Consider the following 12,025-nt stretch of genomic DNA (forward strand, 5'->3'; position numbering starts at 1 on the left):
AGTCACCTCTCAGTTCGCCACGCCGTCAGCGCGTTGGCGCGGCAAAGCCAGTTGCAGCAGGTTGGATTCGTTGGCCTGTTCACGGCTCAGTTCGCCGCGCATCGCGCCCTCGCAGAGCACCAGGATGCGGTCGGAAATACCCATCACTTCCATCAGGTCGCTGGACACCACAATCACCGCAATACCGCTGGCCGCCAGGTTGTGGATGATCTGGTAAATCTCGGCCTTGGCGCCGATGTCGATGCCGCGAGTCGGCTCGTCGAGCAGCAGGACTTTCATCGGCATCGACAGCCAGCGCCCGAGAATGGCCTTCTGCTGGTTGCCGCCGGACAGGTACATGATTTTCTGCGCCGCGTTGGGCGTCTTCACTTTCAGCGCCTTGATCTGCTTGTCGGCGTTATCCTTTTCCCATAGGCCACGCAATAGGCAGCCGAAGGTGGAATGGGCGCCGCGCGCGCTGATGTTGATGTTCTCGGCGACGCTGGCGAGCGGCAGGATGCCCTCCTTCTTGCGGTCTTCGGGACACAGCAGAATCCCCGCCGCGATGGCATCGCGGGGTGAACGCAGCTTCAGCTCATGACCCCGCAGCTCCAGCCGCCCGCCGGTGTTGCGCTCAAGACCGCTGAGCATCCGGAACAGCTCGGTGCGACCGGCGCCGACCAAGCCGAACAACCCGAGAATCTCGCCTTTGTGCACCTCGAAACTCACCGGCTCGCGCAAGCCAGGCCCGAGCAAGCCGTCGACCTTGAGCGCCACCGCGCCACGCTTGCGGGGGCGGTAATCGTAGATGTCCTGGATGTCGCGACCGACCATGCACGTGACGAGTTGATCGTGGGTCAGTTCGCTCATGTCCTCGAAGGTACGCACGTAACGGCCGTCCTTGAACACCGTCACCGCGTTGCAGATGCGGAACACTTCTTCCATGCGATGGGAGACGTAAAGCACGACTTTGCCTTCGTCGCGCAGGCGCCCGATGATCGCCATCAAGCGATCGATCTCCCGCGCCGAGAGGCTGCTGGTCGGTTCGTCGAACGCAATCACATGGGCGCCACGGGACAACGCCTTGGCGATTTCGACCAGTTGCCGCTGACCGAGGGACAGGCGTCCGACTTTCTCTTGCGGATCGATTTCATCGGCCAGGCCTTTGAGGCATGCCAATGCCTGCTGTCGCAGAGCCCCGCGATTGATCAGGCCGAAACTGGCGGGCAGATGCCCCAGGAACAGGTTTTCCGCCACGGTCATTTCCGGGACCAGATGCAGCTCCTGATGGATCACTGCGACGCCACTGCCGATGCTGTCGGCGGTGGATTTGAAAACCATCGTCTGCTCGCCGATCTGCAGATCGCCGCTGCTCGGCGTATACGCCCCGCCCAGGATTTTCAGCAGCGTGGATTTACCGGCGCCGTTCTCGCCCATCAAGGCATGCACCTGCCCCGGATGGGCGACAAAGCTGATGCCATCCAGCGCCTTCACACCGGGAAAGGTCTTGCCGATCCCGTTGAAGCGCAAGCTGCCGCCAGCACTGTGTTGTTGTGTTTGTGTTTGCGCTTGCATAACCACCTCATCACACAGATCAGGCAGCCCCGTCGCCAGGGCCGCCGATGAAATCAACCGCCCCTCAGTTCCACAGGCCGATCTTTTCCAGTTCCTGCTTGAAGTTCTCGCGGGTGATCAACGTCACGTCGTCCATCGCGGTGTATTTCGGTGGTTCTTTGCCGGTGGTGACCCACTCGAACATCATGCTGGCGGTGTTATAGCCCTCGATGTGCGGGCTCGGCAGCATCGAGCCGAAGAAACCGCTGTTGGCTTTCTTCAGTTCGCCGATGGCGTCGGTGCCATTGATGCCGATGCCGATCACGTTGGCCGCGGCAAAACCGGCGCTCTCGGTAGCGCGCACGCCGCCGAGCACGGTGTTGTCGTTCATGCCGCCGATGATCAGGTTTTTCGCCGCACTTGGCAGTTTCACCAGCGCTGAGTTGGTGGCGTCCATGCTGCCCGGCACGTCGAGGGTTTTCAGCGCCGAGAACAGGATGTGGTCTTTGGGCATGCCGGCGTCTTCCAGGGCTTTGGCCGAGCCATCGGTGCGCTTCTTGCCGGTGTCGAGTTCGTTGTAGGTGTTGATCACCGCGTAGGTGTCTTTCCAGTCCCAGCCGCGTTTTTTCGCTTCGGCGGCCATGGCATTGCCCTGTTTCTGGCCGACTTCGAACGCCGCCATGCCCAGGTACGGAACGTCTTCCATGAACTTGCCGCTGGCATCGACGAACCGGTCATCGACGGCGATCACTTTCAAACCGTTGAGCTTGGCCTTGGCCATGATGGCAGGTCCCAGGGACACGTCCGGCGGGCAGATCACGAAACCCTTGGCGCCGTTGGCCGCCAGGCTGTCGATGGCCGAGAGGGTTTTCTCGCCGTCAGGCACGGCGATCTTGATCACGGTGAAGCCTTTCTCTTTGCCGGCCTTTTCGGCAAACGCCCATTCGGTCTGGAACCAGGGCTCTTCCGCTTGCTTGACCAGGAAACCGATCTTCACTTCCTCGGCCGCCAGCAGCGTACTGCTCAGGCTGACCGCAGTGACCGCCAAAGCGGCACAGCACAGGGAACGGATCCCACGACGACGATTCATAAGCTGACTCCTTGTTATTTTTTTTGAGCGTTATTTGAAAGCCAATCCAACGGTGCAGCCAATAGTCATATCGTATGATGATTGGATTTCAGGCGTAGTTCCGCGCCTGAAATCACGATTGTTCAGTCGTGGTACATGACCGAGCGACCGCCATCGATGGTGATGCAGGAAGCGTTGATGAACGGCGCTTCATCGCTGGCCAGGAAAACCGCGGTCATGGCCACTTCGATCGGTTGCCCGATACGGCGCGGTGGATGCAGATCGAAGGCGCGCTGGCGTTCGGCATGGGGGTCGGCGAAACCGTTCCAGTAGTCGACGTTCAGTTGGGTTTCGATGTAGCCCGGCGCGATGGCGTTGACGCGAACGCCCTTCGGCGCGTACTCGATGCCCAGGGCGCGGGTCAGGCCGAGCAAACCGTGCTTGGCCACCGGGTACGGGAAGCAGCCGGGAATGATGTGAGTGGAGTGGGTCGAGGCAATGTTGATGATGCTGCCGATGCCCTGCTCGATCATGTGCGGCAGTACCGCCTTGCAGCCGTACCACGCACCGTCCAGGTCGATGGCGAAGCAGCGGCGCCAGTCCTCTTCGGTCATTTCCAGTGGATCACGGAAAACGTTCACACCGGCGCAGTTGACCAGCACGTCGATCCGGCCGTGTAGCTCGATCGCCAGCCTGGCCATCTCGTGCAGATCTTGCTGGCGCGACACGTCGGCCTTGATCGCCTGAACTTCAAAGCCTTTGTCTCGCCAGTGCGCCGCGACTTTTTCGACTTTCGCGCCCTGGATATCGCTGATGACCAGCTTGGCCTGCTGGGAGGCGAAGGTCGCGACAATCGCCTCGCCGATACCCTGAGCGGCGCCGGTCAGCAGCACGACCTTGTTTTTCAGGCGCTCGCCCTTGGGCGGTTCGGGCACCGCAGGCAAGGAAAGAGGTTCAGCCATGGATCAAGACTCCTTTTCGAAGGCACGACGAAAGCCGGGCATCTGTGGATGTCCGGTCGAAAAGCGTTTGGGAATAGGAAGACAGGCGCGAAAACGCCTGGGCGTCGAGGCGGCCTGAAGCACTGAGTCCGCAAGGGAGTGCGGTGGAATATCGCTGCATCACTTCACCTGTTTTGTTTTTTTAAGTGTGAGTGCGTGTCACTGATGGCGCCGACTATAAACCCGACCACCAAATAATCTCAATATATAATTTTACATCCCATATTTTGGGATCTATCCCGCGAACCGTATACAACTTTTTCCAGGCACATCGACGCGAACCGATAACACCGCACCGTCCAACGGATGATTAAGCGGACTCTTGGCGCTGGTGATGAACAGCGTTTGCAGGTCGTCGTCGCCGAACACGCAACTGGTGGGACGGCTGACCGGTAGTTCAACCACCCGATCGACGCGACCGTCCGGACTCAGCCTGAGCAGACAGCTGCCGTCCCATCGGGCGTTCCAGATAAAGCCTTCGGCATCCATTGCCGAGCCATCGGGGCCACCGCGTTCATGGGGTCCGAACCAGGACCTGGCCGGTTCGAGGCTGCCGTCGGTGCGGATGAAATGCTGATAGATCGTGCTGTCGAGGCTGTCGGCGAAATATACGGTGGTGGCGTCATCGCTCCACAGCAACGTGTTGGGAATGCCCAAGCCACGGAGCAATGGCGTGACCCGAGCATCGCGATCGATGCGAAACAGACCGCCGGAACGCTGCTCGATGGGCAAATCTTCGCCCTGTAAACCGATGTTGTTTTGCATGGTGCCGAGCCAGAGCCGGCCCTGGGCATCGCAGCGGGCTTCGTTGGCGCGGTTGCCCGGTTGCGGGTCGGCGATGCAGAACAAGGTCAGGCGCGGCTCCAGGCCGGGGGAATCCAGGTCCAGCCGATAGATTCCACTGCTCAACGTCACCAGCGCATCGCCGCTTTCGCAAGGGATGAAGGCGGACACATGCTCCGGCATCTGCCAGATTTGTACGTTGGCGCCGATCAGCCTCAATGCTTGCTTGCCGGCGATATCCACCCAGTACAGGGCCTGGGTTGGTACATCCCAGAATGGGCCTTCGCCGAGTTGCGCACGGTGCTCGGTAACCGCAGTCCACTCCATGAAACCTCCTCTCTTATTGCTTTTATGTGGGAGCGGGCTTGTTCGCGAAAGCGGTCTGTCTGACACATCGCTATTGGATGCGCCGACGTCTTCGCGAGCAAGCCTGCTCCCACAGTGGTTTGTGGTGTCAGCTGGCTTTTTTGTCGGCCATGACTTGTGGGTAGAAGCGCTTGATAGCCAAGTCGGCGTTATCGATCAGGGTCATGCAGGCCCAGACACCCCGCGCGGAATCCCGGGCGGCGATGGCGTCGGCCATGTCTTTGTGAATCGGCAGCGTGCGGCGCAGTTCGTCCGGATCGGCGGCCGAAACCTCGAAGGACACCGCCAGCAGCGCGCCGAGGGCGGGGACCATTTGTTCGATGAATTGGTTATGGCTGGCGGCGAGGATGCACTCGTGGAAGAACTGGTCGGCGCGGTTGTAATCGATGCCGCTGTCCACTGCCCGTTCCAGCGCGTTGTAGGCCTGGAGCACCGCCTGCACCTGCTCGACGGTGGCCCGCTCGCAGGCCCAGCGCACGGCCATCGGCTCGATGGTGCGGCGCAAGTCGAGCAAATCGTCGACGAAGTTTTCCGGCAAGCCGCTACGCGACAGCCAACCCACGACTTGCGGATCGAAGAGGTTCCAGCGCCGCACCGGCAACACCCGTGTGCCGACCTTCGGCCCGACTTCGAGCATGCCTTTGGCGACGAGGGTTTTGATGGCCTCGCGGATGACTGTACGGCTGACCCCGAGTTGTTCACCGAGGTCGGCTTCGACCTTGATGGTCTCACCCGGCTTCACTTGACCCGCGGCGATCCAGCAACCCAGCCAATCGACCGTCGACGCATGAAAACTGCTGGACATGGACACCTCGAAACAGGGACGGCACAAAGCCGTTCGCGATGGATGCCCACGCTAATCATCATACGATTGGGTGTCAATTTGATTTTTACGGAAGACTACAGAAACCAAATGAGGGAGCGGGCTTGCTCGCGAAGAGGCCATCACATTCAACATCTCATCTGAATGTTCCACCGCCTTCGCGAGCAAGCCCGCTCCCACTTTTGTACGATTTAAGGTTCAAGACCGATGGGAAAGAACTCACCACCGCTCCACACGCCCAGCCAGCGCTGCCCGTCGATCTCGCGACTCACCGCCAGCTCCACCAGTTGATAAAACACATTCCGGTGGATCAGGGCTTCGAGGTTGGTGCGCACATGCACGTAGGGTGCTGGCTCTTGCGTCACCGGGTCGATCACCACGCGCATCGGGTGTTCGGCGCCGGCCTCGGCGGTCTCGTCTACGTTGGTGGTGAAGCGCAAGACCTGAGCCTCGCCCTCGCCTTCCACCTCCACGGCAATCGCCACGAATGGCGCATCGTCGACCTTGATACCGACTTTTTCGACCGGAGTGATCAGGAAGTAATCATCGCCGTCGCGGCGAATGATGGTGGAGAACAGCTTGACCATCGGTTTGCGCCCGATCGGCGTGCCCAGGTAGTACCAGGTGCCGTCGCGGGCGATGCGCATGTCGATGTCGCCGCAGAAATCGGGATTCCACAGGTGAACCGGCGGCAAGCCTTTGGTTTTGGGGATTTGCCCCAACAGGTCGTTGGCTTTTTGCGGGCCACTCATGGTGTTCTCCTTTAATTACTGATCGCTGAGCCCCAGCAGGCTGCGCGCGTATTGTTCCAGCGGCGGGCCCATCAGGTCTTCGGGCTTTTCATCGTGGAACGTCAGTAAACCGCCACGACTCTTGATACGTGCAGTATCAATCAAATACTGGGTGCTGGTCTCGATCAACATGATCTGAATGACCCCGCTGTCGATACCGAGGCGATCCACCGCCTCCTGATCCAGCCATTCGTCCGAGTTGCCGATACGATCGTCGGCCTTGGCAAAACGGGTGTAAAGCAGGTAATGAGCGCCTGCCGCACGAGCCTCGCCCATGGCTTGGTCAAGGCCTTCCGGCATGCGGGCGCGACGGACCATCGGGAAGTATTCGATAAAGCCATCGAAGGCGACTTCCGCGATCACGTTAGGACGAGGGTAGGCAGTACTGCCCGGCGGCACGAAGGCGCCTTGGGCGATGTAGACAAAGGAGTCCGGTTGAATGCGGATGTTGTTCACGCGACGGCTGTCGCTATGGTCGAGCAGCCCCGCGTCGCTCATGTGGTAGCGAGTGCCTTCGGCCATATCGCTGACATTCATGCAGCCACCAAGCGCCAAAACGGCCAGCAGCAAAACCAGGCTACGCATCCTACCCTCCAGAGGCCGGTGACGGAAAACCGGCGAATGGCCATGGGATGCAGCTTCCGCGCCAGCTCGAGAGCATCAACGCCGTGTAGATTGCATTCGCGAGCAAGCCCGCTGCCACAAGAGAATTGTATTTCTCCTGTGGGAGCGGGCTTGCTCGTGAAACGGTTACTCAGCCGCCGATGATTTTCATGATGGTCGCCCCTCCGGAGAACGCCACTTCCTGCTTGTCGCCCAACGCTTTGACCAGCAGCCGCTGCAAGGCCGGCAACGCCTGATGACGGGGTTTGTCGAGCAGATCGCCGACATAGTGACGGTTGCTCGACGACAGGCAGCCATGCAACCAACCCGTGGAAGACAGGCGCAGGCGCGAGCAGGTGCGGCAGAACGGAACGCTTTCGTTGGCGATCACGCCGAAGTGACCCTGCCCCGGAATCTCGTAGCGCACCGCTGTCGCATCGACCGGCGCATCGGCTTGCAGGTATTCGTAACGCTCGCCAATCAAGCTGAGCAACTGTTGCAAGCTGACGAACTGTTGCAGGAAGGCGTTGTTGTCGCTAGCCAGGTGCCCCATGCGCATCAACTCGATGAAGCGCAATTCATAGCCGCGCTCCAGACAGTAATCGAGCAGCGGCATCACCTGATCGAGGTTTTGTCCCCGCAGCGGCACCATATTGACCTTGATTTTCATGCCGGCTGCGCTGGCCTGGTCCATACCATCAAGCACCGTCGCCAGATCACCGCCACGGGCAATGCTGCGGAATGCGCTGGCATCCAGGGTATCGAGGGAAACGTTGATGCGGCGAATACCAGCGTCCACCAGCAAGGGCAGCTTCTTCGCCAGTAGCTGACCGTTGGTGGTCAGACTGATGTCCGCCAGGCCCATTTTCCCGACAGCGGTCATGAACGCTTCAAGTTTTGGACTGACCAGCGGTTCGCCACCGGTGATGCGCAAACGCTCAATGCCGGCGGCCTCGATCAGATACGCCACGCCGCGTGCCATGGCCTCGGCCGACAATTCATCCTGCGCAGCCACCAGCCGCTTGCCATTGGGCACGCAGTAGGTACAAGCGTAATTGCAGGCAGAGGTCAGGCTGATGCGCAAATTGCGAAAACGCCTGCCTTGACGGTCAACGATCATGGATCACTCCGGCGAAAGTAAATTCGGACCGTTAAAACTTGACTCACAAATCAAGTTTTAGCAATACCTAAGCCTGAGTATATTCCTGCGGTACTGCGCCATGTAGCGAAATCATGGCGCAATAAGGCAACTGAATGGTTCAGCTGCTTGGGGTGTCGGTATCGCGCTTGCGTTTGTTGCCCATGCGCACGCCGATGTCCATCAGGAACTGGAAGAAGCCTTCCTGGTCTTCCAGTACATTGCTCCAGAACGGCGAGTGATACAGCGCCACGGCACCGTGCACCAGCGCCCAGGACGCGCAGTAATGGAAGTAAGGCGGCACGTCTTCAAGCTTGCCTTCGCTGATCCGGCCCTTGATCAGTTGGGTCAAACGTTCGAAGTTCGAGGCGCGGATCTTGTGCAGCTCCTCGACCATCTCCGGCACCTGGTTGCCCTTGACCACCTTTTCTTCCAGGCGATCGAACAGCCGATAGCGTTGCGGGTCGCGCATGCGGAATTCGAAGTAGGCCCGGGACAAGGCTTCCTTGTCCTTGTCAACATCGGCCGAATGCAACAGCTCGTTCAAATCGCGCTCGTAATCAAGCATCAACCGCAGATAGATCTCGGCCTTGGATTTGAAGTGCTTGTAGATCGTGCCTTTGCCGATACCGACGGCATCAGCAATCATCTCGACGGTGACACTGTCTTCACCTTGGTCGAGGAACAGCTTGAGCGCGGTATCGAGAATTTCTTGCTCGCGGCGACGAAACTCACGGACCTTACGAGGTTCTTTATGCATAAGAAAAGGTCTGTAGGGGTCAAAATTCGAAGCCGCGTATTATGCCTAAATTGGGCAAAAATGCACGGATCATCCGACCATATCTGTGTTTCTTGATGATTTCGGACAGGGTCGCCGGTTGATGAGAACTCTTCCGAAGCGGCCGTATTCCAAAATTGTTTAAAAACCCGACGAGCTAAACTGGACTCAGCGCAATACTGATCAATACTTCAACTGTCGGCGAGACATCTCCCCCAAGTGTTGCGCCGATATAGGTACCAACGGACCGCGTACCTTTGTTTTACTCCTAATGGTCTTAACCCGGATTCACCCCCCAGAACCCGGGTTTTTTTTGCCTGCGATTTAACCTTTTACGTGCGCCAGCGGAAACAGCCGCTTGAAATTCCCGGTGGTTTGCTCGGCAAACCGCTCGTAGGACTCACCGCGCAACATTGCCAGAAACTCTGCCACTTCCCGCACATACTGCGGCAGGTTCGGTTTGCCGCGATAGGGGATCGGCGCCAGGTACGGCGAATCGGTTTCCACCAGCAAGCGGTCAGCCGGGACTTTGCTGGCCACATCACGCAACGCATCGGCATTGCGGAAAGTGACAATACCGGACAGCGAAATGTAATAACCCATGTCCAGCGCAGCCTTCGCCATGTCCCAATCTTCGGTAAAGCAATGCAGAACACCTGCCTGAGGCAGCGCGGCTTCGCGCAGCAGGTTCAACGTGTCGGCACGGGCCCCACGGGTGTGGATGATCACCGGCTTGCCAGTCTGCTGCGCTGCTTGCAGGTGCAGACGAAAAGACTCCTGCTGCAACTCAGCCGCTTCCGGTTCGTAGTGATAATCCAGACCGGTTTCACCGATCGCCACCACACGCGGATGATTGAGCTCCTGCAACAGCCAATCCAGCGCTGGCGCGGCACCCGGCTGCACATCCAGCGGATGCACGCCGACCGAACAGTCGACGTCATCATAACGCTCGGCCAGGGCTTTGACGCCGGCGGCGTTGTCGACGCTGACGCCGATACACAGAAAGTGCCCTACCCCGCGTTGACGGGCCGCATCGAGGGCGGCATCCAGGGAGCCGTCATGGGCGGCAAGGTCGAGGCGATCAAGGTGGCAATGGGAATCTACGAGCATAAAAAGGCTGCAACTTACATCGTATGAGTGGGACGGTCGGACTTCATGGCTCCGGCCAGATGGGTTTCGATTCGACTGCGCGCGGTGTTGTCGCCGTCGTTGAACTGCACGCCGACCCCGGCAGCCCGGTTGCCCTGAGCACCTTTGGGAGTGATCCAGGTGACCTTGCCAGCGACCGGAATCTTTTCCGGCTCGTCCATCAGGTTCAGCAGCATGAACACCTCATCGCCCAGCTTGTAGCTCTTGTTGGTCGGGATAAACAGGCCACCGTTTTTGATGAACGGCATGTAAGCCGCGTAAAGCACGGATTTGTCTTTGATGGTCAGGGACAAGATGCCATTGCGCGGCCCCGGATTGACGGCTTCATTCATGCTGACCTCCACTGCTGATGTTCAGAGTCTAGGCTCGACGGTTACTTCTGGGTAGGCAAGGTTGCCCATTGCACCAGTAGCGCCTCCAGCAGTAGCACCCGATTGAGGTTGGCCTTGCTCAGTACTTTCTGGCGTTGGGCGAGAATCCAGTCCTGGATGTTGAGGACTTTGTCCTGACCGGTTTTCTGCGCGAGGTACTGAATGACCTTGCGCATGTCCGCCAATCCCAGCCCTTCCTCATCCTGAGTCAACTGATAGCGAAGGATCAGGCTCGACCAGTCGCAGAACCAGTCGAACAGCAGCAACAACGGGATCGCATTCCAGCCTTCGGCCAGTTGCGTCGGCGATTGCTGCTGCTTGAGCAACTTCTTCACGCCATCGACCACCAGCGCTCGTTGCTCACGCACGCCTTGGGTTTGCAGGTTGACCGCAGCCAATGGCGAACCGGCGGCCAGGGTCAGCAACTCGATGCGTTCTTCTTCCGAACAGTCGGGCAGTGCCTTTGCCAGCCAGGCGAGGCTCATGGCTTCGCTCGGCAACGGACAGGCCTGCTGCACGCAGCGGCTCTTGATGGTTGGCAACAGACGACTGGTCTGGTGGCTGACCAACAGCAAAACGGTATCGCCGGAGGGTTCTTCAAGGCTTTTGAGCAAGGCGTTGGCAGCGTTGATGTTCATCGACTCGACCGGCTCGATCAGCACCACCTTGCGGCCACCCATCTGCGAAGTCTGCACAACGAAGCTGACCAGATCGCGCACCTGATCGACCTTGATCGCCTTGTCCGCCTCTTCCGGTTCCAGGATGTAGTTGTCGGGGTGGCTGCCAGCCTTCAGCAACAGGCAGGATTTACATTCGCCGCAGGCGTCCTGCGCGGTTGGACGCTGGCACAGCAGGCTCGCCATCAAGCGCTCGGCCAGCGCACGCTTGCCGATCCCGGCCGGGCCATGCAGCAAGTAGGCGTGGGCGTGCTGGGCACGACCGGCCAAGTGCTGCCAGAGACTGTCCTGCCACGGATAGGCTTCAGCCACGGGTCAACTCCAGCAGACGTGGCAGCAAGGCATCCAGAGACCGCTGAACCTGCGCCAGCGGTTGAGCCGCATCAACCAGGACATAACGCGCGGGATCCGCTTCAGCGCGCTTGAGGAACGCACTGCGCACTGCATCGAAAAACGTCCGGCCTTCGAGCTCGAAGCGATCCAGACGACCGCGAGCACTGGCGCGGGCCAGACCCACTTCCACCGGCAGATCGAAGATCAGCGTCAGGTCCGGGCGCAGATCGCCCTGGACAAAGGTTTCCAGCGCCGCGATGCGCTCCAGCGACAAACCGCGACCACCACCCTGATAGGCATAGGTTGAATCAGTAAAACGATCGCACAACACCACTGCACCACGGGTGAGCGCCGGGCGAATCACTTCGGCCAGGTGCTGGGCACGCGCGGCGAATACCAGCAGTAACTCGGTGTCCGGGTTCATGACTTCATCGACCGGTGCCAGCAGCACTTCGCGGATTCGCTCGGCCAACGGCGTACCACCCGGCTCACGGGTCAGCACCACCTCGATACCGGCGGCGCGCAGGCGCTCAGCGAGGTATTCACGGTTGGTGCTCTTGCCGGCGCCTTCCGGGCCTTCCAGGGTAATAAACAAGCCAGTCACAGGCAG

13 protein-coding genes are annotated in these 12,025 nt (G+C 59.6%); all 13 read right to left on the bottom strand.

The genetic code is table 11. From position 1 onward, the window contains the following. Window positions 1-9: 9 nt before the first annotated feature. The 13 genes from araG to tmk all read right to left on the bottom strand — a co-directional run bounded on the left by araG (window position 10) and on the right by tmk (window position 12,019). Complete coding sequence (gene araG, locus ACA055_RS22025; RefSeq protein WP_497680568.1) at window positions 10-1,554, bottom strand: L-arabinose ABC transporter ATP-binding protein AraG; 1,545 nt, start codon at window positions 1,552-1,554, stop codon at window positions 10-12. Between the two features lie 64 nt (window positions 1,555-1,618). After that, on the bottom strand, window positions 1,619-2,623 hold the full coding sequence (locus ACA055_RS22030; RefSeq protein ID WP_497680569.1) for a substrate-binding domain-containing protein: 1,005 nt from the start codon (window positions 2,621-2,623) through the stop codon (window positions 1,619-1,621). Between the two features lie 122 nt (window positions 2,624-2,745). Next, on the bottom strand, window positions 2,746-3,564 hold the full coding sequence (locus ACA055_RS22035; RefSeq protein ID WP_497680570.1) for an SDR family oxidoreductase: 819 nt from the start codon (window positions 3,562-3,564) through the stop codon (window positions 2,746-2,748). A gap of 273 nt (window positions 3,565-3,837) precedes the next feature. Then, window positions 3,838-4,713, bottom strand: coding sequence for an SMP-30/gluconolactonase/LRE family protein (locus tag ACA055_RS22040; RefSeq protein ID WP_497680571.1), 876 nt, complete (start codon window positions 4,711-4,713; stop codon window positions 3,838-3,840). Between the two features lie 127 nt (window positions 4,714-4,840). Continuing rightward, window positions 4,841-5,557, bottom strand: a complete 717-nt coding sequence (locus ACA055_RS22045) for a FadR/GntR family transcriptional regulator (RefSeq protein ID WP_038982101.1) — start codon at window positions 5,555-5,557, stop codon at window positions 4,841-4,843. Between the two features lie 209 nt (window positions 5,558-5,766). Beyond that, a complete protein-coding gene (locus ACA055_RS22050) occupies window positions 5,767-6,327 on the bottom strand; it encodes a DUF1285 domain-containing protein (protein ID WP_497680572.1) in 561 nt (186 codons plus the stop codon). 15 nt (window positions 6,328-6,342) lie between these two features. After that, the gene (locus ACA055_RS22055) at window positions 6,343-6,951 is read right to left on the bottom strand and encodes a DUF4823 domain-containing protein (RefSeq protein ID WP_497680573.1); all 609 of its coding nucleotides are present in this window, start codon (window positions 6,949-6,951) and stop codon (window positions 6,343-6,345) included. Between the two features lie 169 nt (window positions 6,952-7,120). Beyond that, window positions 7,121-8,089, bottom strand: coding sequence for a GTP 3',8-cyclase MoaA (locus ACA055_RS22060; protein ID WP_497680574.1), 969 nt, complete (start codon window positions 8,087-8,089; stop codon window positions 7,121-7,123). A gap of 139 nt (window positions 8,090-8,228) precedes the next feature. Beyond that, window positions 8,229-8,867, bottom strand: a complete 639-nt coding sequence (locus ACA055_RS22065; protein ID WP_095132065.1) for a TetR/AcrR family transcriptional regulator — start codon at window positions 8,865-8,867, stop codon at window positions 8,229-8,231. 342 nt (window positions 8,868-9,209) lie between these two features. Further along, entirely contained in the window at window positions 9,210-9,995 is a 786-nt protein-coding gene (locus ACA055_RS22070; RefSeq protein WP_497680575.1) for a TatD family hydrolase, read from the bottom strand. A 14-nt stretch (window positions 9,996-10,009) separates the two neighbouring features. Continuing rightward, window positions 10,010-10,366 (bottom strand): PilZ domain-containing protein, encoded by a 357-nt coding sequence (locus ACA055_RS22075; protein WP_497680576.1) that lies wholly within the window; start codon window positions 10,364-10,366, stop codon window positions 10,010-10,012. Window positions 10,367-10,407: 41 nt separating this feature from the next. Continuing rightward, window positions 10,408-11,394 carry a DNA polymerase III subunit delta' gene (locus ACA055_RS22080; RefSeq protein WP_497680577.1) on the bottom strand — a complete coding sequence of 329 codons (987 nt, stop codon included), beginning with the start codon at window positions 11,392-11,394 and terminating at the stop codon, window positions 10,408-10,410. Then, on the bottom strand, window positions 11,387-12,019 hold the full coding sequence (gene tmk, locus ACA055_RS22085) for a dTMP kinase (RefSeq protein ID WP_497680578.1): 633 nt from the start codon (window positions 12,017-12,019) through the stop codon (window positions 11,387-11,389). The genes ACA055_RS22080 and tmk overlap by 8 nt, the downstream gene beginning before the upstream one ends. Window positions 12,020-12,025: the final 6 nt, after the last annotated feature.

The sequence above is a fragment of the Pseudomonas sp. LBUM1657 genome (assembly GCF_059716075.1).

Excerpts from the sequence above, each read along its gene's own strand:
- ACA055_RS22065 (WP_095132065.1), bottom strand. The coding sequence starts at position 8,867 with ATGCATAAAGAACCTCGTAAGGTCCGTGAGTTTCGTCGCCGCGAGCAA.
- ACA055_RS22035 (WP_497680570.1), bottom strand. The coding sequence starts at position 3,564 with ATGGCTGAACCTCTTTCCTTGCCTGCGGTGCCCGAACCGCCCAAGGGC.
- ACA055_RS22070 (WP_497680575.1), bottom strand. The coding sequence starts at position 9,995 with ATGCTCGTAGATTCCCATTGCCACCTTGATCGCCTCGACCTTGCCGCC.
- ACA055_RS22040 (WP_497680571.1), bottom strand. The coding sequence starts at position 4,713 with ATGGAGTGGACTGCGGTTACCGAGCACCGTGCGCAACTCGGCGAAGGC.
- araG (WP_497680568.1), bottom strand. The coding sequence starts at position 1,554 with ATGCAAGCGCAAACACAAACACAACAACACAGTGCTGGCGGCAGCTTG.
- ACA055_RS22030 (WP_497680569.1), bottom strand. The coding sequence starts at position 2,623 with ATGAATCGTCGTCGTGGGATCCGTTCCCTGTGCTGTGCCGCTTTGGCG.
- ACA055_RS22045 (WP_038982101.1), bottom strand. The coding sequence starts at position 5,557 with ATGTCCAGCAGTTTTCATGCGTCGACGGTCGATTGGCTGGGTTGCTGG.
- ACA055_RS22075 (WP_497680576.1), bottom strand. The coding sequence starts at position 10,366 with ATGAATGAAGCCGTCAATCCGGGGCCGCGCAATGGCATCTTGTCCCTG.
- ACA055_RS22050 (WP_497680572.1), bottom strand. The coding sequence starts at position 6,327 with ATGAGTGGCCCGCAAAAAGCCAACGACCTGTTGGGGCAAATCCCCAAA.
- ACA055_RS22060 (WP_497680574.1), bottom strand. The coding sequence starts at position 8,089 with ATGATCGTTGACCGTCAAGGCAGGCGTTTTCGCAATTTGCGCATCAGC.
- ACA055_RS22055 (WP_497680573.1), bottom strand. The coding sequence starts at position 6,951 with ATGCGTAGCCTGGTTTTGCTGCTGGCCGTTTTGGCGCTTGGTGGCTGC.